General features: G+C 73.2%; 18 protein-coding genes. 9 read left to right on the top strand and 9 right to left on the bottom strand.

The genetic code is table 11. From position 1 onward, the window contains the following. Nucleotides 1-39: 39 nt before the first annotated feature. Together ACGFH9_RS09105 and ACGFH9_RS09110 are read right to left on the bottom strand one after the other, a co-directional pair. Nucleotides 40-1,833: a RelA/SpoT family protein gene (locus tag ACGFH9_RS09105; RefSeq protein WP_393217177.1), complete on the bottom strand. Its 1,794-nt coding sequence runs from the start codon at nt 1,831-1,833 to the stop codon at nt 40-42. A 128-nt stretch (nt 1,834-1,961) separates the two neighbouring features. Then, nucleotides 1,962-3,716, bottom strand: a complete 1,755-nt coding sequence (locus ACGFH9_RS09110; RefSeq protein WP_393217073.1) for a DEDD exonuclease domain-containing protein — start codon at nt 3,714-3,716, stop codon at nt 1,962-1,964. 127 nt (nt 3,717-3,843) lie between these two features. On the opposite strand from ACGFH9_RS09110, the gene ACGFH9_RS09115 reads away from it, so the two are divergent. The 4 genes from ACGFH9_RS09115 (at nt 3,844) to ACGFH9_RS09130 (ending at nt 8,784) form a co-directional block, all read left to right on the top strand. Next, nucleotides 3,844-5,262, top strand: a complete 1,419-nt coding sequence (locus ACGFH9_RS09115; RefSeq protein WP_393217074.1) for an NYN domain-containing protein — start codon at nt 3,844-3,846, stop codon at nt 5,260-5,262. A gap of 633 nt (nt 5,263-5,895) precedes the next feature. Next, a complete protein-coding gene (locus tag ACGFH9_RS09120) occupies nt 5,896-6,165 on the top strand; it encodes a hypothetical protein (protein ID WP_393217075.1) in 270 nt (89 codons plus the stop codon). A gap of 238 nt (nt 6,166-6,403) precedes the next feature. Beyond that, nucleotides 6,404-7,663 carry a M48 family metallopeptidase gene (locus tag ACGFH9_RS09125; protein ID WP_393217076.1) on the top strand — a complete coding sequence of 420 codons (1,260 nt, stop codon included), beginning with the start codon at nt 6,404-6,406 and terminating at the stop codon, nt 7,661-7,663. Next, complete coding sequence (locus ACGFH9_RS09130; protein WP_355236469.1) at nt 7,660-8,784, top strand: glycosyltransferase family 4 protein; 1,125 nt, start codon at nt 7,660-7,662, stop codon at nt 8,782-8,784. The genes ACGFH9_RS09125 and ACGFH9_RS09130 overlap by 4 nt, the downstream gene beginning before the upstream one ends. A gap of 13 nt (nt 8,785-8,797) precedes the next feature. Here ACGFH9_RS09130 and ACGFH9_RS09135 read toward each other — a convergent pair whose 3' ends face one another. The 7 genes from ACGFH9_RS09135 to ACGFH9_RS09165 form a co-directional block, all read right to left on the bottom strand. Beyond that, nucleotides 8,798-9,454, bottom strand: coding sequence for a lysophospholipid acyltransferase family protein (locus ACGFH9_RS09135; protein ID WP_393217077.1), 657 nt, complete (start codon nt 9,452-9,454; stop codon nt 8,798-8,800). Nucleotides 9,455-9,465: 11 nt separating this feature from the next. Further along, nucleotides 9,466-10,047, bottom strand: a complete 582-nt coding sequence (locus tag ACGFH9_RS09140) for a TetR/AcrR family transcriptional regulator (RefSeq protein ID WP_393217078.1) — start codon at nt 10,045-10,047, stop codon at nt 9,466-9,468. 95 nt (nt 10,048-10,142) lie between these two features. Beyond that, nucleotides 10,143-11,801, bottom strand: a complete 1,659-nt coding sequence (locus ACGFH9_RS09145; protein ID WP_393217178.1) for a putative bifunctional diguanylate cyclase/phosphodiesterase — start codon at nt 11,799-11,801, stop codon at nt 10,143-10,145. Nucleotides 11,802-11,880: 79 nt separating this feature from the next. Continuing rightward, nucleotides 11,881-12,690: an SAM-dependent methyltransferase gene (locus ACGFH9_RS09150; RefSeq protein ID WP_393217079.1), complete on the bottom strand. Its 810-nt coding sequence runs from the start codon at nt 12,688-12,690 to the stop codon at nt 11,881-11,883. A 173-nt stretch (nt 12,691-12,863) separates the two neighbouring features. Then, a complete protein-coding gene (locus ACGFH9_RS09155) occupies nt 12,864-13,532 on the bottom strand; it encodes a response regulator transcription factor (protein ID WP_007072219.1) in 669 nt (222 codons plus the stop codon). Nucleotides 13,533-13,539: 7 nt separating this feature from the next. Continuing rightward, nucleotides 13,540-15,231, bottom strand: a complete 1,692-nt coding sequence (locus tag ACGFH9_RS09160; protein WP_393217080.1) for a GAF domain-containing sensor histidine kinase — start codon at nt 15,229-15,231, stop codon at nt 13,540-13,542. A 14-nt stretch (nt 15,232-15,245) separates the two neighbouring features. Continuing rightward, on the bottom strand, nt 15,246-17,060 hold the full coding sequence (locus ACGFH9_RS09165) for an AMP-dependent synthetase/ligase (protein ID WP_393217081.1): 1,815 nt from the start codon (nt 17,058-17,060) through the stop codon (nt 15,246-15,248). A gap of 150 nt (nt 17,061-17,210) precedes the next feature. Here ACGFH9_RS09165 and ACGFH9_RS09170 point away from each other — a divergent pair, with 150 nt between their 5' ends. From ACGFH9_RS09170 to ACGFH9_RS09190, 5 genes are all read left to right on the top strand, one after another. Continuing rightward, nucleotides 17,211-17,666 (top strand): SRPBCC family protein, encoded by a 456-nt coding sequence (locus tag ACGFH9_RS09170; protein ID WP_355236487.1) that lies wholly within the window; start codon nt 17,211-17,213, stop codon nt 17,664-17,666. A gap of 31 nt (nt 17,667-17,697) precedes the next feature. Further along, the gene (locus ACGFH9_RS09175; RefSeq protein ID WP_393217082.1) at nt 17,698-18,390 is read left to right on the top strand and encodes a hypothetical protein; all 693 of its coding nucleotides are present in this window, start codon (nt 17,698-17,700) and stop codon (nt 18,388-18,390) included. A gap of 79 nt (nt 18,391-18,469) precedes the next feature. Next, entirely contained in the window at nt 18,470-19,417 is a 948-nt protein-coding gene (locus ACGFH9_RS09180) for an ROK family glucokinase (RefSeq protein ID WP_393217083.1), read from the top strand. Between the two features lie 13 nt (nt 19,418-19,430). After that, complete coding sequence (locus tag ACGFH9_RS09185) at nt 19,431-20,123, top strand: endonuclease/exonuclease/phosphatase family protein (protein ID WP_393217084.1); 693 nt, start codon at nt 19,431-19,433, stop codon at nt 20,121-20,123. A 112-nt stretch (nt 20,124-20,235) separates the two neighbouring features. Then, nucleotides 20,236-21,642, top strand: coding sequence for a flavin-containing monooxygenase (locus tag ACGFH9_RS09190; protein WP_393217085.1), 1,407 nt, complete (start codon nt 20,236-20,238; stop codon nt 21,640-21,642). Nucleotides 21,643-21,733 lie beyond the last annotated feature (91 nt).

The raw sequence follows: 21,733 nt of genomic DNA on the forward strand, positions 1-21,733 counted from the left end.
GTCACGAATGTCGTTCGGACGCGCTGGGGCCTGCCGGAGTCACTGTCGATGGTCGACGAGGTCGATGAGCTGGCGTACCACGGTGTCCGGTTCGATCACCCGGTCGAAGACCGCCACGAGCAGGGTCTCCAGGTCGGGGTAGCCCAACTCCTCGGAGAGCCGCAGCAGGGGCAGGTCGCTGGCGAGGCCACGGTTGTGTTGGCGCAGGGCGAGACCGATGGTGGCCCGACCGAGGCGGACCTTGTCGCTGATCGTGATGCCCGGCTCGGTGTGCTCGGAGAACCACCTGTTGATCTGCATCTGTGCGTGCGGCGACTTGACGAAGCCCAGCCACTCCTTGCGCGGGCCGCGTGGCGCGGCTGCGGCCTCGAAGCCGTTGTCGGCGTCGTTCTCGGTGAAGATCTCCACCACGTCGCCCTCGTCCAGCTCCGAGCTCAGCGGGGCGAGTCGGCCGTTGATGCGGGCGGCGAGGCAGTGGTCGCCCCGGTGACTGCCCAGCTCGTACGCCACGTCGACGGGTGTGGCGCCGGCCGGCAGCACCACCTGACGGCCGTCGGCGAAGACCTGGATCTGGCCCTCGGCGAGGTCGCAGCGCAGCGACTCGTAGAACTGTGCCGGGTCGGCGGCCTCCGGCTCCCAGTCGAGCACGCGGCGCAGCCAGTCCAACTGCTCGGCGCGGGCCGCCGTGCCGCCGCCGCCCGAGCGGGGGAAGCGGAAGTCGGCGGCGATGCCGTACTCGGCCGAGCGGTGCATCTCCTCCGTGCGGATCAGCACCTCCACCGTGCGGTCCTGCGGGCCGCAGACGCTCGTGTGCAGCGAGCGGTAGAGGTTGTTCTTGGGCGAGGCGATGAAGTCCTTGAAACGGCCCGGGACCGGCCGCCAGGTGCCGTGGATCGCGCCCAGCGCCGCGTAGCAGTCGGTGGCCGGGCCGTCGACCACCACCGAGATGCGGGGCAGGTCGTACGGCGCGGTGTGGCCGCCGGCGATGGTGTCCTTCCAGATCGAGTAGAGGTGCCGCGGTCGGGGGCTGACCTCGGCGTCGACCCGGCTGCGCTTCAGCGCCATCCGGGCGCGGCTGACCACCGCGTCGAGGTACGCGTCCCAGCCCGGCCGGTCGTGCACGTGGCGGGCCAGCCGGGCGTGCTCGTCGGGCTCCAGGTGCAGCAGCACCACGTCGTCCAGCTCACGCTTGAGGGTCTGGATGCCCAACCGGTCGCAGAGGGGGACCAGGACCTCCTGCGTCTTGCGGGCGATCCGTTCGCGGGAGGCCGCCGAGCGCACACCGAGGGTGCGCATGTTGTGCAGCCGGTCGGCCAGCTTGATGATCAGCACCCGGACGTCCTTGGCGGCCGCGACGATCATCTTGCGGACCGTCTCCGCCTCGGCGGCCTTGCCATAGAACGCCTTGTCGAACTTGGTCACCCCGTCGACCAGGTGGGCCACCTCGTGGCCGAAGTCCTCGGACAGTGCCTGAAGTGTGTAGCGGGTGTCCTCGACGGTGTCGTGCAGCAGCGCCGCGACCAGCGTGGTGGTGTCCATGCCCAGTTCGGCGCAGATCTGCGCCACCGCGAGTGGATGGGTGATGTACGGCTCGCCGCTCTTGCGGAACTGCCCGCGGTGCATGTTCTCCGCGATCGTGTACGCCCGCCGCAACACCGCCGGATCGGTGCCGGCGTGGATGCCCCGGTGGGTGCGGACCAGGTGCGTGACCGGGTCGGAGTCGTTGGTCGGCCAGGTGAGCAACGACCGCAGTCGGCGGGTCAGTGGCAGCTCACCCGACTGGGTTGGCAGGGCGCCCCCCAGGGCGGCGCCGTGTCCGGCGTCGACGTCCACGAGGGACACCTCCTCACCCCGGCTCCACGACCGCCGGACCGGGCGATCGGGAGCAGGCCCACGAAACGGGCAGGACTGCACTTCTCTAACAGCCTAAGCGAGTCGACGTAGTCCGATCGGTCAGTTGGTCATGAGCGTTCGGTCGAGAGTTGGTGCGACGCTCCGCTCTCGGCCTTCGTCAGCAGGTCACGGAAGCGGCCCGCGCTGGCTGCCGGTGACGACCAACCGGACGACATCTCGACCAGCCGGGTCTCCGGCCGCTCCAACCAGGACAGGATCCGCTCGGACTCCTCGGCGGTGGCCGACGGCACCGGCCCGTGTCCGCCGGACACCGTCTCGGCCGTGGCGCGGATGGTGTTCAACGTGGGTCGCGGGTGGACGCCCGGCGGGGACACGCCCGCTCCGGCCAGCCGTCCGTGCCGGATCAGGGCCAGCTCCCAGCCGCCTCTGGGGGCCGGCCGGGCCGCGGCCAACTCGACGATCCCGGTCAGCGCCGCCAGCCGCTGCATCCGCACGGTGGCGCGCAGCACCGCGGCCAGCCGGGACCGCACCACGGCGGCCTCCTCGTAGCGCTGATCGGCCGCGAGCACGTCGATCCGGGCCAGTAACGCGTCCACCACCGGTTGCGGGTCACTGGTGGTGGCGGTGCGGAACGGCCCGACCGCCGCGTCGTCGTACTCCTCGGGGGTGATCCGGTGCTCGCAGGGCGCCGGGCAGCGACCCAGCTCGGCCAGCGCGCAGGCCGGCGTGACGGTGCGCAGCGAGAGCCGGTGCGTGCACTGGCGTAGTGGGACGGCGTCGTGGAAGCCGGCGGCGGCCAGCTCGGCGGCGCGCCGGGAGGTGAACGGTCCGAGGTAGGCGGTGTCGGTGGGGGAGATGTCGCGCACGATCGACAACCGGGGGTACGGGCCGTCGGTCAGCTTGAGCCAGACCATCCGCTCCGGGTATTTCGACCGCCTGTTGTACGGAGGCGCGTGCGCGGCGATCAACCGCAGCTCACGGACCTCCGCCTCCAACGAGTGCGCGCACTCCACGGCCTCGACCCGTTCGGCCGCGGCCAACATCTCGGAGATCCGGGCGCGCTTCTCGCCGGCGGTGAAGTAGCTGCGCACCCGGGTGGCGATGTCGCCCGAGGTGCCGACGTAGAGCGGCCGGCCGTCGGCGGCCCGGAAGATGTAGACACCCGGGACCTTGGGCAACCCCTCGGCCAGGTGCCGCTTGCGGCGCTGCGTCGGGGTGACCGCGCGGGCGAACTCGATGGCGTCGCCGACGGTGTCGACGCGGTGCCCGCCGAGACGGCCGATCAGGCCGTGCAGCACGTCGACGGTGGCCTTCGCGTCGTCCAAGGCCCGGTGGGAGGGCTGGGTGGCGGTCCGGAAGTATGCCGCCAGGGTGCCCAGCTTGCGGTTGGGCACCTCGTCGCGGGTCAGCACCCGCCGGGCCAGCGCCGCCGTGTCCAGCACGCGGGGGTTGGGCCACCGGTACCCGTGCTTGGCGCAGGCGGCCTTGAGGAAGCCCACGTCGTACGGGGCGTTGTGGGCCACCAGCACCGCGTCGGCGATGAATTCCAGGAAGCTGGGCAGCACCTGCTCGATCGGCGGGGCCGGCAGCAGCATGGCCTGGGTGATCCCGGTCAGCACGGTGATGAACGGCGGGATCGGCTGCCCCGGGTTGACCAGGGTGGCCAGCACTCCCAGCTCCTCGCCGCCGCGTACCTTGACCGCGCCGATCTCGGTGATGCCGCCGCCGTCCGGCGCGCCGCCGGTGGTCTCGAGGTCGACCACCACGAAGGTCGTGGCGTACAGCGGCAGGGCCGGGTCCACCCCGCCCACCGCCGGGTCGAGACCGGCCAGTGACTCCTGGACGTACTCCGCCTGTGCCATCGGCGGCACGTTAGCGCCCCGGTCCGACACTCCCGTCACAGCCGCCCCACCAGTCTTCATGGGGCTAGGATGAGAGATCGGCTCACTCACCGGGCGGTGGGCCCGCCAGCGGTGGGAGACTTGCCACATGCCCCTCACCGAGCCGCACGACGACCACCTCCCGCAGGAGGATCCGGTCGCGCGTGACGGTGCCGTGGGCGATCCGGACACCGGCGACACTCCCGGCGAATCGGCGATCGAGCCGGAGCCGACACTGCCCGAGCCGGTCCGGCAGCGGATCGTGGCGCTGACCGCCGCCGTGCTGCCCGCCCTTCCCGGCGACGAGGTGCCGGTGCCGCTGCGGCGGGTGGCCAAGTTCGCCCCCAACCGTCGGGCCCGCCTCGGCGCTCCGGCCATCGCCGCCCAGCTCACCGGTGACCCGCTGTTCCGGCAGCGAGTCACCGCCCGGGTGCTGGCCGACGCCGGTGACCTCGGTGCGGCCGTTGTCGAGGGCACCGCGCCGGCCGCCGCCGACCCGGTCGAGGTGGCCGCGCTGGCGTACCTGGCCCGACCGCGCGGCTGGCGGGAGCTGATCGACGCCAGCGGCGCCGCGGTGCGCGCCGAGGCGGACAGCGCCGTCGTCGCCGAACTGGTCCGCGAGGCCGAGCAGCGGGCCACCCGCGCCGAACACGACCGCGCGGTGGCCCGGGTCGAGGCCGACAAGCTCCGCGACGAGCTGGCACGGGTCCGGGAGGAGCTGGGTCAGCTCCGCGAGGAGTCCCGTCAGCTGGCCCGTACCCTGCGGGAGACGCAGATCCGCGAGCGCAAGGCCACCGAGGTTCTCGCCACCGAGCGGGGTCGCGCGGCCCGGGCCAGCGCCGACGTGGACGCCGAGCTGCGCCGCGCCCGCGCCCGGCTCGCCGAGGCGGAGGCCGCGGCCGGGGTGGCCCGCGCCAGCGCCAAGGAGGCCCGCTCGGTCGACGACGCCCGCCTCTGGCTGCTGCTGGAGACCATCGGCCAGGCCGCCGTCGGGCTGCGCCGGGAGTTGGCGCTCGACCCGGTCGACAAGCTCCCCGCCGACTTCGTCGCGGACGCGTTCGCCGAGCAGCCGGGGAGCGCTCCGGCCGGCCCGGCCGCCCGTGCCCGCGACACCGACGACCCCGCCCGGCTCGACCAGTTGCTCGCCCTGCCCCGGGCGCACCTCGTGGTGGACGGCTACAACGTCACCAAGCGCGGCTTCGGCGAGATGTCCCTGGAGCAGCAGCGCAAGCGCCTCATCACCGGGCTGGGCGGGATCGCCGCGCAGACCGGCGACGAGGTCACCGTGGTGTTCGACGGGGCCGAGCGGATGCACGGGCTGCCCCCCGCGCCGCGCGGCGTACGGGTGCTCTTCTCGCGTAAGGGCGAGACGGCCGACGAGCTGATCCGACGCCTGGTCCGCGCCGAGCCGGCGGGCCGCCCGGTCGTCGTGGTCTCGTCCGACCGCGAGGTCGCCGACGGCGTACGCCGGCACGGCGCGTACCCCCTGGGGGCCGACTCGCTGCTGCGCCGCCTCGCCCGCTCCTGAAGGGCGCGCCCGGGGTCGGATCGGCGCAGCTCGCGTGTCGGCTGCTCGGACGCCGTCAGACGCAGCGGGAGACCGACGGGTTCGGGTCGTGGCCGGTGTACCCCAGAAGCAGACGCGGGGGTAGTTGCAGCCGAGCGCCGAGGTGGCCTGCGCCGGCGTGGCGACGAGTCCGCCCGAGGCGGTCGCGGCGGCCGCGAGGAGCGCGACGGCCGAGAGACGGGAGCGTGTGGTCGAGGATGGTCCGCGCATTCGACAACCTCCGTGGGTCAGGGTGGGACGGCCGGTTGCACTCGGCCCGGCGGGGCGTCGTTGGACCTTCGGGCGGCGGTGGATCGGCCGTAGGGCAACGATCGCAGCGGCCACTGTCGACGGAACAGGCGCTTGACCGGCAGTTGACCGGCGATTCGACCGGGCGCGGCGGGTGCGCCCGACGGGGCGCGCTCGATCGACACGAGGTGCGGTGATGTCGTGGTGGCCGGCCGGTAGGGATACCCCGATTTCGCTGATCTGGAGTCGATCTAGCCCTCAACGGGCGGTTCTGTCGTACCGGGTGGATAGCGTCGATGTGACCGACGGTGCTCGGGTGGCGACGACAGCGTGTCGACCGCGCACCGCGAGCGATCAGGAGGCGTGATGCTCATCGACTGCGACGGGTGCGCGAAGCGGGCCGACGGCTGTTCCGGTTGCCCGCTGACCGCCCTGTTCGACGAGACGTCCCCGGCGGCCGGGCTGGTCGCCGCCGAGGTCGAGGCGATCGAGGTGCTCGCCCGGGCCGGCTTCGACGTCGAGGTGCTGGCCGTGCCCGTCCGGCCCGACGTGCCCGTCCGGCCCGACGCTCCCGTCCGACCCGACGTTCCCGCCCGGTCCGGTGCCCCCGTGCGCCGCGTCCGCCGGGTGGCCTGAGCCGTCGCGTGGCCTGAGCCGCCGGTACGGGCCACCCGCGCCCGGTGGCACGGGCCCTCGCCCGGCCGCCCGCCGTCCGGGGCTACGGAGCGCGACACCGCGCCCGAAGCGGACTTTTCGCGGGCCATAGGATGGGCGGTCACGGCGGGAGGAGCGACGGCATGAGTGGGGTACGACGCGAGCGCGGCGCGCCCGTCGGTGCGACACACGCCGACGACCCGCGGCAGGCGGTGTCCCGGTGAGCCCGCGCGGCTGGGCGGTGCTGACGTTGGCCGCGTTGACGGTGGCCCTGCTGGTGACCGTCGCGGTGTTCATCCCCTGGCACCGGCCCCCGGCGCCCCGTGCCGACCAGCTCGCCGCGCTACGGGATCTCCCGGCCGACCAGGTGGCCACGGGACGTGAGTTCCGTGCTGCCCTGCGCCCCGGAAGCTACGCCGCGCTGGCCGTGGGGCTGCTGATCGCCGTCGCGCTCGGCCTCACCCCGCTGGGCAGTCGCCTGGTCGAGCTGGTGGGCCGGCCGTTCGGTGGGCACTGGATCGCCCAGGCGGTGCTCGGCGGCCTCGCCGTGGTGCTCGTCGCCGACCTGCTCACCCTCCCGATCGCCGCCTGGCGGCAGAGCGTGCTGACCCGCTACGGGCTGAGCACCAACGGGTGGAGCGGCTGGGCCGTCGACCTGCTCAAGTCGTACGCGGTGAGCGCCGTGATCGGTGCGGTGGCGCTTCTCGGGTTCTATCTGGTCATCCGGCTCGCGCCGCGCTGGTGGTGGGCTCTCGGCGCGGCGGGCGCGGCCCTGCTGGTGGTGCTGCTGTCGTTCGTGCTGCCCGTGCTCGTCGAGCCGGTCTTCAACAAGTTCACCCCGATGGAGCAGGGCCCGTTGCGCACCGAGTTGATGAGCATGGCGGCCCGTGACGGGGTGCCGGTGCGCGACGTGCTCGTCGCCGACGCCTCGCGGCGCACCAGGGCGGTCAACGCGTACGTCTCCGGCCTCGGCCCGACCCGCCGGGTGGTCGTCTACGACACCCTCCTGCGCGAGGCCACCCCTGACGAGGTGGCGGCCGTGGTGGCGCACGAGCTGGGCCACGCGAAGGACTCCGACGTGACGGTGGGCACGCTGACCGGGGCGCTGGGCGCCGCCGCCACGGTGGTCGCCCTCTACCTGCTCGGTTCCTGGGGCCTGCTGTTGCGGTTGGCCGGCGTCGACTCGATCGCCCATCCGCGCGCGTTTCCGCTGCTGGTCGCCCTGGTCACGGTGGCCGGCCTGGTCGCCACCCCCGTGCAGGCGCTGGTGTCGCGGCGGGTGGAGGCGCGGGCCGACGCACACGCGCTCGCGCTCACCGGCGACCCGGTGGCCTTCGAGTCGATGCAGCGCCGCCTCGGCTCGGTCAACCTCGGTGACCCCGACCCGCCGCGGTGGGAATACCTCTACTCGGCCTCGCATCCGTCCACCGTGGAGCGGATGGCCGCCGCCCGCGCGTACGCCCGGGAGGCCCGCCGATGAGCCGCACGTTGCTGATCACCAACGACTTCCCACCCCGCCCGGGTGGCATCCAGTCCTTCGTGCACAACCTCGCCGTGCGTCAGCCGGCCGGGTCGGTGGTCGTCTACGCGTCGAGCTGGCGCGGCGCGGAGAAGTTCGACGCCGACCAGCCGTTCGAGGTGATCCGTGAACGCACGCGGGTGCTGCTGCCCACCCCGCTGATCGCCCGTCGGGCGGCCCGGCTCGCCCGCGAGTACGACTGCGACACGGTGTGGTTCGGCGCGGCGGCCCCGCTGGGGCTGCTCGCCGCCGGTCTACGCAGGCGTGCGGGCGTACGGCGGGTGGTGGCGCAGACCCACGGCCACGAGGTCGGTTGGGCGGCGTTGCCGGCCGCCCGGCCGGCGCTGCGGCGCATCGGGCGTGGTGTCGACGTGACCACCTACCTGGGCGAGTACACCCGCACCCGGCTCGCTCGGGTGCTGGGCGGAGTGACCGACCTGCGTCGGCTCGCGCCGGGGGTGGACGTGGACACCTACCACCCGACGGTGGACGGCGAGCCGGTCCGCGCCCGGTTGGGGCTGACCGACCGTCCGGTGGTGGTCTGCGTGTCCCGGCTCGTGCCGCGTAAGGGTCAGGACATGCTGATCCGGGCACTGCCGGAGATCCGCCGTCGGGTGCCCGACGCGGCGCTGCTGATCGTCGGCGGCGGCCCGTACCGGGCGACCCTGGAAAAGCTGGCCCGCCAGGCGGGCGTCGAGCAGGATGTGGTCTTCACCGGCTCGGTGCCGGCGGCCGAGCTGCCAGCGCACTACGCGGCGGGTGACGTCTACGCGATGCCGTGCCGCACCCGCAACCGCGGCCTGGACGTGGAGGGGCTGGGCATCGTCTACCTGGAAGCGTCCGCGACCGGCCTGCCGGTGGTGGCCGGGGACTCCGGCGGCGCGCCGGACGCGGTCCGGGAGGCCGAGACCGGGTACGTGGTGCGGGGCCGGGACGTCGCGCAGCTCGCCGACCGGGTCGCGCGGCTGCTCGCCGACCGTGACCTGGCCCGCCAGCTCGGCGCGGCCGGTCGAGCGTGGGTGGAGCGGGAGTGGCGCTGGGAGGCGCAGGCGCAGCGGATGGCGTCTCTGCTGGCCGGTTGACCGTCGCCCCTGCTCAGGGGCCGGTCTGCCGGGGCGGGGCGTAGCGGGGGACGTACTCCTGGTTGGTGAGCTGTTGGATCGCGGCCATCACCTCGTCGGTGACCGTCCGGACGTCGCGCGGCCCGGTGATACGCCCGGCGACCGGGATCGCCGGCCCGAACCGCAGGGTGACCGGGTGCCGACGGGGGACTCGCGCGTCGACCGGCAGCACCTCGGCGGTGCCGAGCACACCGATCGGGATGATCGGCACCTCGGCGTCGCGGGCCAGCCGGGTCATGCCGACCCGGCCCCGGTAGAGCCGCCCGTCGGGGGAGCGGGTGCCCTCCGGGAAGATGGCGACGAGCCCGCCGGCGCGCAGCACCGGCACGGCCGCGTCGAGGGCCGTGAGGGCGGCCCGGCCGCCGGCGCGTTCGACACGGATGGCTCCCATGCCGGCGACGACCTGCCGGCTGAGCCAACTGCCGGTGAAGTACTCGGCCTTGGCCCAGAAGGTGACGTGTCGGGGCGTCAGGCAGCCGAGGAACACCTGGTCGGCGACGGACAGGTGGTTGCTGGCGAGAATCGCGCCACCCTGGCGGGGCAGGTGTTCCAGTCCCTGCACGCGGGGTCGCCAGCCCAGTCGCAGGGCCGATCCGACGGTCAGTTTGCTGAGGTCGTAGAGCAGGGGCACGTCGTCTCCGTTCAGTTCGGTGCGGGGCCGAGGTGCGCGTCGAGGGTGGCCCGCAGCACGCTGTCGTCGTCGCTGTCGCCGGTCGCCAGCGGCAGGCTTCCCCAGGCCCAGAGCTGGGCGATGCCGTGCAGGTTGGCCCAGAGCGCGCCGGCGACCACCGCCGCGGGCGCGTCGGTCGGCCGGCGCGCCTGTGCCACCAGGTCGGTCAGGAGGGTGAACAGCGGCAGGCTCGTCTCGCGTAGCCGCAGACGACCGCTGGACAGCAGGTCGTGGCGGAACATCAGCTCGAACATGCCGCGGTGCGCCGCGGCGAAGTCCAGGTACGTCCGGGCCAGCGCGACCAATCGGGTACGCGGCTGGGGGTCGGCCGCGCGCATCGTCTGCTCGATGCGGGTGGTGAGGTCGGCGAAGCCCTCGCGGGCGATGGCCGAGAGCAGGTCGACGTGGGTGGGGAAGTAGCGGCGTGGCGCGCCGTGTGACACGCCCGCCCGACGGGCGATCTCCCGCAGGGACACGCCGGACTGGCCCTCCCGCAGCACCAGGTCCACCCCGGCCGCCACCAGTCGGGCCCGAACTCCCGCCTCCTGGTTCATAGACACTGTCTACCAGTTCGCCGTAGACGTTGTCTACGCCCTGCGGCGTACACCACCGCTCGACAGCTTGACCCCGTGTCGACGATCGCGGGCGCTCAGCGGATGCGGGCCAGGATGCGGTCGGCGGGGGCCGGGCGGCCGAAGTGCCAGCCCTGTGCGGCGTCGCAGCCGATCGCCCGCAGTCGCTCCGCCTGCCCGGCGGTCTCCACCCCCTCGGCGGTCACCGTGAGGTCGAGCGCGTGCGCCAGCGACACCAGCGAGGCGAGAATCCGTTCGTCGGTACGCCCCACCGCCGGCGAACGCAGGCCGGCCACGAACTCCCCGGCCACCTTCAGCTCGGTGACCGGCAGGTCCCGTAGGTACGCGAGGTTGCTGTAGCCGGTGCCGAAGTCGTCGATGGCGATGCGTACGCCCAGATCGGCCAGCACCCGCAGGGCCCGAACGGGCTCCTTGGCGCTGCTCATCATCGTGCTCTCGGTGATCTCCAACTGGAGTCGTTCGGGCGGCAGACCGGTCTGGCTCAGCAGCGTACGGACCTCCTGCACCAGGCCGGGCCGGTGCACCTGCCGCACGGCAAGGTTGACGCTCACGAACGGCGCGTGGGCACCGCCCGTCGACCACGCCTCCGCCTCGCGGCACGCCTCGGCGAGCACCCACCCGCCCAGTTGCACGATCAGACCGGTCTCCTCGGCCAGCGCGATGAAGCTGTCCGGCCGCAGGACGCCCAACTCCGGGTGTCGCCAGCGGACCAGCGCCTCCACACCGAGCAGCCGGCCGTCGCGCAGCGACGTCAGGGGCTGGTAGTCGAGGTAGAACTCGCCCCGCTCCAGGGCGGCCGGAATGGCTGCCGAGAGGGCGTACCGGGCCAGCTCACGGCGGTTGCGCTCGGCGTCGTAGAGCGCCCAGCGCGCCCCACCGGCCGACTTCGCCCAGTGCAGGGTGCTGTCGGCGGCCCGCATCAGATCGCTGGGGCTGGCACCGGCCACCTGCCGCTCCACGATGCCGATGCTCGCGGTGACCTGGAGCTCGTGCCCGTCGACCACCACCGGTGTCCGGACCGCGACCAGAGCGGCCTCGGCGACCTCCACGGCCGCCTCGGTGCCGCCGGTGCCCTCCACCAGGATGACGAACTCGTCCCCACCGAGGCGGGCCACCAGGTGCGCGCCGAGGGTATGGCGCAGCCGTTCCGCCACCGTGGTCAGCAACTGGTCGCCGACCTGGTGCCCCAGGCTGTCGTTGACGACCTTGAACCGGTCCAGGTCGAGGAAACACACCCCGACGCGCTGGGCACCCCGGCCCGGCTCGTTGAGCGCGGCGGTGAGCCGCTCGGTGAACAGCGTCCGGTTGGGCAGGCCGGTGAGCGGGTCGTGGGTGGCCTGGTGGCGGAACCGCGCCTCGCTGGCCCGCAGCGCCCGTTCGGCCTGCGTCCGGGCCATCATGGCGGCCCGGCGGATGGACTCCTGCTCGTCGAGCGTGCGGTCCCGCAGCGCGCGGGCGTAGCCGGTCGCCACGGCGGCCAGCAGTCGCGCCATCCGGTCCTCGACGTCCTCGGCCACCAGGCCCAGGTCCCGCACGAGCCGGAGCTGGATCACCTCGACCGTACGACCCAGCGCTTCGGCGGACGCGATGTGCGCGGCGACCAACTCCGCGCCGACCCGGTGCCCGGCGCGCAGGTCGAACGGCTCGGCGAGCAGCGCCTGGGCCAGCTGGCCGGTGAGCCGGTGCAGCAGGGCCTCGAGCTGGGCCTGTGTCATCGGCAGGTAGCTCGTACCGGAGACCGCCTTGGCCCAGGCGCGGGCGAAGGTGCCGGGGCGGGTGGCCGCCGCGGCCGACTCAGTCACCGAGTCGCCCGACGCCGCCCATGAACACCGCCCGCTCGGCGGCCTCCGCGCTCTCCGGGCTGTCGGGTCGCCACTGCGGCACCCAGACGACGCCCGGGTCGACCAGCTCGAACCCGTCGAAGAGCGCGGCCAGCTCGGCCTGGCTGCGAATCGTGAGCGGACTGTCGGTACGCCGGTAGACCCGCTCGGCCTCGGCGCGCTCCTCCCCGGCGCGGCCGTCGTCGCTGGCCTGCGACAGCACCAGGTAGCTGCCGGGCGCCAACGCGTCGCGCAACGTCGCCAGCAGCTCCGCCGGCCGGTCGTCGTCGGGGACGAAGTGCAGGACGGCCACGATCATCACGGCCACCGGCTGACCCAGGTCGAGCAGTGAGCACATGTCGGGGTGCGCCAGGATCCGGTCCGGGTGCCGCAGGTCCTCCTGGACGATGGCCGCGCGGTCGTTGCCGTCCAGGATCTCCCGGCTGTGCGCCACCGCGACCGGGTCGACGTCCACGTAGACCACCCGCGACGCCGGGTCGATCCGCTGGGCGATTTCGTGGACGTTGCCGACCGTGGGAATGCCCGAGCCGATGTCCAGGAACTGGCGAATGCCGGCCTCGGCGAGGTGGTGGACCGCCCGGCGCAGGAACGCCCGGTTGGCCTGCGCCGCCAGCGGCGCCTCCGGTACGGCCGCCACGATCGCCTGCGCGGCGGCCCGGTCCGCGGCGAAGTTGTGCGATCCGCCGAGGTAGTAGTCGTACATCCGGGCGACGCTCGGGCGTTCGATGTCGATGGTGTCGGGTGCCCAGTCCGGCCGCTGCATGCGCTCACCCCTTGAGTCCACGACGCGGGTATTCTGCCCCCGCGGTACTACCCGGCAGACCATAGCGTGTCGCGCACTAGCCGCCGACGTCGGTCGATACGCGAAGGTCCGCGCCAGCGGTGCGGCGGCGCGGACCTTCGGTCACGGAATCCCGCTCGACGAGCGGGCGCGGGTTAGAACTTCGGGGCGTCCGGCGCTTCGAGCAGGCCGAGCCGCAGCGCGGTCATCAGGGCCTGTGCCCGGTTGGCGGCACCGAGCTTCTCGTAGAGCTTGGAGATGTGCGTCTTCGCCGTGGACTCGCTGACGAAGAGCTGCTTGGCGATGCCCGCCACGCTCATGCCGTCGGCGAGCAGCCGCAGGACCTGCCCCTCGCGGGGGGAGAGCTGCGGGCCGGAGGGGGCGAGCCGACGCTTCATCGCCTCGGCCAGGTCGGCGGCGGTGAACGCGCTGGGCGACGAGGCGGCGTGCCGTGCGGCGGCCACGACCTCGTCGGCCGGGGCGGTCTTCGGCACGAACGCGCTCGCGCCGGCCTCCAGGGCACCGAAGAGCTGGTCGTCGCCGGCGTACATGGTCAACACCACGATGCCCATGGACGCGCTGGACTTGCGCAGCGCGCGGGTGGCCTCCAGGCCGCTGCCGTCGGGCAGCCGCAGATCCATGATCACCACGTCCGGCTGGAGGGCGCCGGCCTGACGTACCCCCTCTGCCGCGGTCGCGGCCTCGCCGACAACCTCGAACTGGCGGTCGCGCTCGAAGGCGTGCCGCAGGCCCTTACGAATCAGGTCATGATCGTCGACAAGGAGGACCTTGGTGCGGGTGGCCGGTGTCGGACTTGTGGTCATCCTCGGGTTACTTCCCTTCTGGTGCTGCGCTGTCACGCACGTTATCGCGCCGGGACGAGGTGCCGAGAACCACCGCCACGGTCGTGCCGCTGGGTTGCCGCGGCCTGATCTCCAACCGGCCCCGGATACGTTCCGCCCTCTCGGCCATGATCGCAAGACCGTACCGCCCGTCGGGGCGCTGGTCAGCCATCCCCTGACCGTCATCCGACACTTCAATTTGCGCGTACGGGGGGTCGACCTCGCACGTGACCCACAAATTCGACGCCCCGGCGTGCTTTCGAGCGTTGGTCACCGCCTCCTGCGCGATGCGCAACAGCTCGGCCTCGGTGGCGGCCGGCAGGCGGGCCGTGGACTCGTCCAGCGACAGGTGGACCCGCAACCCACCGGACGCGCCGACGGTGCGGGCGTACTCGGCGATCGCCGCGGCCAGCCCGCCCTGCCGGTCCACCTCGCTGCGCAGCTCGAAGAGGCTCAGCCGCAGCTCCTGGATCACCCGGGTCACCTCGGCGCGCAGCGTCCGCAGCGCCTCGGCGGTCTCGTCCGCGTCGTCGAAGACGGTGGCCATGGCGTTGTCGATGCCGTAGCCGACCATCACCAGTTCCTGCGCCACCCCGTCGTGGATCTCCCGGGCCAGTCGCTGGCGCTCCTCGTTGGTGGCCAGCGAGCGGACCTCGTCGAAGAGCAGCGCCGCCTCCAACCGCAGCGCCGCCGGCCGGGTCAGCGCGGTCACCCGGGACACCACCGGCGGCGGGTACGCCTGCGCGACGTCGGCCTCCAGCACCACCAGACCCACCGTGCGGACCCCGGCGACCAGCGGGACAATCAGCGCGGACACGTCCCCCCGCCGGTGCGAGCGGGCCTGCGAGCGGGCCGCGGTGGTGGCCTGCTGGCTGGCCCAGGCGTCGGCGATCGCCGAGTCCGCGTCCAGCGTCGTCTCCCAGTCGACCCGGTCCGCCCCGGCCTGGGCGAGCACCACGAGCCGGCCCCCGCCGCTGGCCGACAGCACCGCCCCCCGGTCCGCCCGGGCCACCGTGCGCAGCTCCTCGATCAGGTGCTCGGAGATGCCGCCCGGGTCCAGGGTCGCCCCGGGCAGTTGCCGGGCCACCGTCCGCAGTTGGGTCAGCAGGCGGGTGGCCTCGGCGTACGGCTGGGGCTTGCCGTCGGCGCGTACGGCCATCACCCGGTGTAGGGTGCCGGCGGCGTAGAGCCCGAGCGCGGCGAGGATCAGCCACTGGGCGCAGACCGCGAGGTAGCCCACCTGGCCGAGTTGGCGTGCGCCGTCGACCTCGGTCACCGCGCCGCTGACCAGCAGCGTGGCGGCGGTCACCGCGAGCAGCGCCGTGCCCTCGCGGAAGCGGCGGCGCAGAGCGGTGACGGTCACCGGCACCGCCAGGTAGGGCAGCACGGCGGAGGCGCCCAGCCCGTCGACGGTGCCGCCGATCGACGCGACCGCGGCGATCTGGCTCGCGGCCAGCCCCAGCACCACCACCTCGGCCACCCGGCTCAGCGGCCCGATCAGCCGGTGCTGCGGAGCGAGCAGGGAGGGCAGCCCGGCGACCGCCAACAGCGCGATCCACCACAGCTGGGTGACGTCGCGGGTGGCGAACAGGGTCAGGATCGCGACCAGCGCCAGCATCACCAGGCGGGCGGCCGCGGCGAGAGGATGCGGGTGTGGGGCGGCGGTTGTGGATGCGGGCACGTGACGGATCGTAGTCAGCCGCGGTAGATGTCGGCGATCTCCGCCGCGTACGTCTTGTGCACGACCTGGCGTTTGACCTTGAGCGACGGGGTCAGCTCACCGGTGGCCTCGGCGAAGTCCCGGGGCAGGATCCGGAAGACCTTGATCGCCTCGGCCTTGGACACGGCCTGGTTGGCGGTGTCGATGGCGGACTGCACCTCGGCGCGCAGGCCCTCGTGGTCGCGCAGCGCCTCGACAGTGGTGTCCGAGGGCAGTCCGGCGCTCGACAGGAAGGTCGGCAGCGCCTCCTCGTCGATGGTGACCAGCGCCGCGATGAACGGCTTCGCGTCCCCGACGACGACGCACTGACTGATCAGCGGGTGCGCCCGGACCTGGTCCTCCAGCACCGCCGGGGCGACGTTCTTACCGCCGGCGGTCACGATCAGCTCCTTCTTGCGGCCGGTGATGCTCAGGTAGCCGTCGGCGTCGAGCTGGCCCAGGTCACCGGTGCGGAACCAGCCGTCGGGGCTGAGCACCTCCGCGGTGGCGGCCTCGTTGTGCCAGTAACCCTGGAAGACCAGCTCGCCGGCGATCAGGATCTCGCCGTCGTCCTCGATCCGGACGGCCACGCCGGGCAGCGGCCGACCGACGCTGCCCATGCGGGTGCCGGTGGGCAGGTTCGCGGTGGCGGCGGGCGACGTCTCGGTCAACCCGTACCCCTCCAGCACCGTCAGGCCGACGCCGCGGAAGAAGTGACCGAGTCGCGTGCCGAGCGGACCGCCGCCCGAGAATGCATCGCGGCAGCGTCCGCCGAGCGCGGCGCGCAGTTTGCGGTAGACCAGCCGCTCGAAGAGCGCGTGCTCGGCGCGTAGTGCCAGGCCGGGGCCGCGCTGGGTTTCCAGTGCCTCGCTGTACGCGATGGCGACCTTCTCGGCGCGGGCGAAGATCGATCCCTTTCCGTCCTTCTCGGCCTTCTGCATGGCCCCGTTGTAGACCTTCTCGAACACCCTGGGCACGGCGAGCAGGAAGGTCGGCCGGAACTCCTGCAACTCGGCGACCAGATTCTTGGGGTCGGTGGAGTGCGCCATCGTGGCTCGAAGCTGCACTACGCCGATCTGGACCAATCGGGCGAAGGCGTGCGCCAACGGCAGGAAGAGCATGGTCGCTGCACCGGGGTGGAACAAGTTCGGTAGGGCCTTTGCCGCGTTGGCGACGTCGGCGTACATGTTGCGGTGGGTCAGCATGCAACCCTTGGGGCGGCCGGTGGTGCCGCTGGTGTAGATGATGGTGGCCAGGTCATCGGCGCGGACGGCCTTGCGGCGCTGCTGCACCTCGGTCGGCTCGACGGCCGCGCCCGCGGTGGTCAGCTCGTCGACCGCGCCCTGCTCGATCTGCCAGACGTTCGTCAGCTCGGGCAGACGGTTGTGGACGCCGGCGATCAGGTCGGCGTGGGTGCCGGACTCCACCACGGCGGCGACCGCACCGGAGTCGGCGATGACCCAGGCGGCCTGCTCGGCGCTGGAGGTCTCGTAGATCGGTACGGTGACCGCGCCGGCCGCCCAGATCGCGTAGTCGATCAGCGTCCACTCGTAGCGGGTCCGGCTCATCAGGGCCACGCGGTCGCCCGGCTGGATGCCGGCGGCGATCAGGCCCCGGGCCACGGCCGTCACCTCGTCGCGGAACTGCCGGCAGGTCACCTCGGCCCAGGTGGTGCCGTTGCCGTCGGGGGAGGGGGTGGCGCGGGCGAACTGGACGGTGTCCGGCGCGACCTCGGCGTTGTCCCAGATTGGATCGGTGAGGTTGGCCGCGTCGCCAACGGTGACGATCGGCGGGACGGAGAACTCGCGCACCTGCACTCCTTCGTGCTCGCACTGGCCGGTTCGGCCGCCGAGGGCGTCGGCTGTGTCGAAACCTACCCGGCGGGCGGTTCGGGTGGTGTAGGCAGGGCGCGGCGGGGGCGGCGCGGCGTGTGGGCGGCGCCAGCCGGGTAGCCTCCCCCCATGGCGGACTCCTCCACCCAGTCGATCATCATCGGCGCGTCACCCGAGCGGGTGGCGGCGGTCATCTGTGACTTCCCGAGTTACCCCGAGTGGACCGAGGCGGTCCGCGGCGCCGAGGTGATCGAGGAGTACGAGGACGGCTACGCCAGCCAGGTGCGTTTCACCATCGACGCCGGCGTGATGGCCGACGAGTACGTGCTCGCCTACGAGTACGCCGAGGACCTGTCCCGCGTCGAGTGGCACCTGGTCGCCCCCTCGAAGATGCAGAAGAGTCAGCGTGGCTCGTACGACCTGGTGGGTAACCCGGACGGGAGCACCACGGTGACGTACACGCTGGAGGTCGAGCTGTCCGTGGGGATGCTGGGCATGTTCCGACGCAAGGCCGAAAAGATGATCATGGACACCGCGTTGAAGCAGCTCAAGCGCCGGGTAGAAGCATCCGGTGCGGCGCAGTGACGCGTCCGGCGGCACGGTAGAGGAGCCGAGGGTGGGCGGAACGGATCCGGGTTCGGCCCGGGAAGAGGCGGAGCGTCTGGTGGCCACCCTGCTCGCGGGGGCGCGACTGGCGTCAGCGGGGGCGGCGGGCGGCGCGTTCGGCCCGCTGGGCGGGGTGCTGGCGGGTGTCCTCGGTCACAGTGCCGCTCCGGGTGGTGACGCACGGGCAACTGGTGGTTTCGCCACCGGTTCGGCCGAATGCTGCGTCTGCCCGGTCTGTCGTGGCATCGCCGCGTTGCGCGATCCGAGTCCGGAATTTGCCGAACGTCTCGCCACCGGCGCGGGAGACCTCGCCGCCGGTGTGGCCAGCCTGCTCCGGGCGTTCGCGCCGCCGGACTCCTCGGCCGCGACCGCGCCGGGGGCGTCCACGTCGTCGCAGGCGACGCCCGCTGCGGGCGGCGCGGAGGAGGCACCGGAATCCGCTCGGACCGCCCGGTCGGCGGAGGCCGTCGACGAGCACGTGTGGCGCGATGCCACCCGCACCGGGCATGATTCTCAGCCGGCGCCGGAGCGGGATGTCTGGTCGGTCGCCACCCGGACGGCGGACACATCCGCCCCGGCCACCGCGCCACCCGTCGACGACGCCGGGGCGGTGGCCGCGCCGGTGCCGACCAGCCGACCCGTGGTGCCCGCGTCGCGGGCGTCCGACGACTCCGGCGCGGACGCGCCGGGCGGCGGCGCCTGAGCGCGGGACATCGCGATCCGGACCGGCGTGCCTCGTGGCACGCGCGGGCCGGACAGCACAGCAGAGGGGAGCGGCGGCGGTGACGCTGACCATCGGAGTCGACGTTGGTGGCACGAAGGTGGCCGGCGGTGTCGTGGACGACACCGGCAAGGTCCTCGTGCAGAGCCGACGGGACACCCCTGCCGACGACGTCGCCAAGACCCGCGACGTCATCATCGAGCTGGTCGACGAGTTGGCTGCCGGGCGGACGGTCGGGGGGGTCGGCATCGGCGCGGCCGGCTGGATCGACGCCACCCGCTCGACCGTGCTCTTCGCCCCCAACCTGGCCTGGCGCGACGAGCCGCTGCGCGAGTACGTCAGCGCCGCCGTCGGCCTGCCGGTGATCGTGGAGAACGACGCCAACGTGGCCGCGTGGGCCGAGTTCCGTTACGGCGCCGCCCGGGCCGCCGACGACTCCATGATCATGTTCACCATCGGCACCGGCGTCGGCGGCGGCATCGTCCTCGGCGGCGAGCTGATGCGCGGCGCACACGGCATCGCCGCGGAGCTGGGCCACATGCTGGCCGTGCCGGACGGACACCAGTGCGGGTGCGGGCGGCTGGGCTGCATCGAGCAGTACGCCAGCGGCAGCGCCCTGGTCCGCTTCGCCCGCGCCGGCGCGCGACAGGAGCCGAACCGGGCCACCGCGCTGCTGGAACTCGCCGGTGGGGAGGTCGAGGCCATCACCGGCCACATGGTGACCGCTGCCGCGCAGGGCGGCGACCCGGTCTCCACCGAGGCCTTCGCGCAGATCGGCAGGTGGTTGGGCACCAGCCTCGCCGACATGGCGCAGATCCTCGACCCGCAGACCCTGGTCGTCGGCGGCGGCGTGATCGACGCAGGTGACCTGCTGCTCGGCCCGACCCGGCGGTCGTACCTCGACGCGCTGGCCCAGCGGGGACGCCTGCCGGTGGCCGAGGTGCTCCCCGCCGAGCTGGGCAACAGCGCCGGGGTGATCGGCGCCGCCGACCTGGCCCGCCGGATCTGAGGGCGGCCAGGAGATGGGCGTACCGCTGCGCGTGGTGTCGTACAACATCCACAGCCAGCGCGACGACACCGCCGCGCTGGCCGAGGTGGTGCGGGCCGCGAAGCCGGACGTGGTGATCGTGCAGGAGGGGCCGCGCCGGTTCCGGTGGCGGCAGAAGTCGGCCACGTTGGCGGAGTCGTTCGGTCTGGTGGTGGCCGCCGGAGGTCTGCCCGCCCTGGGCAATCTGCTGTTGACCAGCCTCCGGGTGCAGGTGCGCGGCACCCGCTGCCAGCGCTTCCCGCTGACCCCGGGCCGGCACCTGCGCGGTGCCGCGTACGCCGACTGCCGGGTCGGCGACGCCCGCTTCACCCTCGCCGGCTCGCACCTGTCCACCGACCCGGCCGAGCGGCCGGCGCAGGCCGCCGAGTTCCGGCGCGGGCTGGACGCGGCGAGCAGTCCGGTGGTGGCCGGCGCCGACCTGAACGAGGGCCCGGACGGGCCCGCGTGGGCCACGGTGGCGCGTGGCCTGACCGACACGGCGATCGCGGCCGACCGGGCGGAACGGCTCACCTACTCGTGCGCGGACCCGCGCCGCCGGATCGACGCCCTCTTCGTCGACCCTCGGATCAGCGTGGTCGACTACGACGTGGTGGACACCCCGCAGACCCGCCGGGCCAGCGACCACTTCCCGGTCCTCGTCGACCTGCTGCTGCCCACCACGGCCTGACCCCACCCGTCGAGGCCGCCGATCGGTCCGCGCCAGGGCTGGACATCCGGCTCCGATGTGGAGAGGATTTCGCGGCGACCGGCACCCGTGCCGCACATAAGGAGATGTCCCGGTGTCCACCTCCACCGACCAGGGCCGGCCCGACCCGGATGCGATCCCGTCCGCGCAGAGCGCTGACGGCCGCGCGCTCTCCGACCGGGGCGACACGGTCTGCGTCATCGGGGCCGGGGCCAGCGGCCTGACGGCCATCAAGAACCTGCGCGAGCACGGGTTCGGGGTCGACTGCTACGAACGGGAGACCGGCGTCGGCGGCGCCTGGAACTGGCGGCACGACCGCAGCCCCGTGTACGCGAGCACCCACCTGATCTCGTCCAAGCCGTTCACCCAGTTCCCCGACTTCCCGATGCCGGACTCCTGGCCCGACTACCCGCACCACAGCCAGCTCCTGTCGTACTTCGAGCGGTACGCCGACCACTTCGACCTGCGCTCGCACATCTGGTTCGGCACCGAGGTCGTCCGGGTCGAGCCCGCGCCGGGGGAGCGGTGGGACGTGACCACCCGCTCCACTGGCGGGTACGGCCCCGAGCGCACGTCCCGGTACGCCGCAGTGGTGATCGCCAACGGGCACAACTGGTCGCCGAAGCTGCCCCGCTACGAGGGCCTGGAGGAGTTCCGCGGCGAGATCATGCACGCGTCGTCCTACAAGGACCCGGCGCAGCTGCGCGGCAAGCGGGTGCTGGTGGTCGGTGCCGGCAACACCGGCTGTGACATCGCCGTCGAGGCCGCCCAGCAGTCGTCGCGCTGCTGGCACTCCACCCGGCGTGGCTACTGGTACGCCCCGAAGTACGTCCTCGGTCGTCCGGCCGACCAGATCAACGACGCGCTGCTGGCGCTGCGGGTGCCGCTGCGAATCCGGCAGTGGCTCTACCACTGGACGATGCGGCTGACCGTCGGCGACCTCACCCGCTTCGGGCTGCCCAAGCCCGACCATCGGGTGTACGAGACGCATCCCATCGCCAACAGCCAGCTCGTCTACTACGTGGGCCACGGCGGGATCGGCCCGGTGCCTGACATCGCCCGGTTCCACCCGTACGCCGTGGAGCTGGCCGACGGCCGAGAGATCGACCCCGAGCTGGTCATCTTCGCCACCGGCTACCTGCCGCGATTCGAGTTCCTCGACGCGTCGGTGTTCGGCGACAGCGCCGGCACCGGCCGTCCCACGCTCTGGCTCAACGCCTTCACGCCAGGGCACCCCACGCTGGCGGTCGCCGGCCTGGTGCAGCCGGACTCCGGCCTCTTCGCGCTGTCGCACTGGCAGACGGTGCTCTTCGCGCGCCTGCTCCGGGCGCGACAGGAGCGACCCGAGCGTGCCACGGCGTTCGCGCAGCGGGTACGGGACCGGGCCGGGGAGCGGTACGCGGGGCAGGTCAAGGACAGCAGCCGGCACTGGTTCGAGGTCGGGCACGCCGACTACCTGCGCGCCGTCCAGCGCGCCCTGGTCGACCTGGAGGGCAAGTGAGCGCGAGGAGTGAGCTTGCGAGCCCCGCAGTCGCGAACGAAAGGTCGACCCGGTGAGCGCGAGGAGTGAGCTTGCGAGCCCCGCAGTCGCG

Origin of the sequence: Micromonospora sp. NPDC049102 (genome assembly GCF_043197485.1) — a bacterium.
Classification (GTDB): domain Bacteria; phylum Actinomycetota; class Actinomycetes; order Mycobacteriales; family Micromonosporaceae; genus Micromonospora.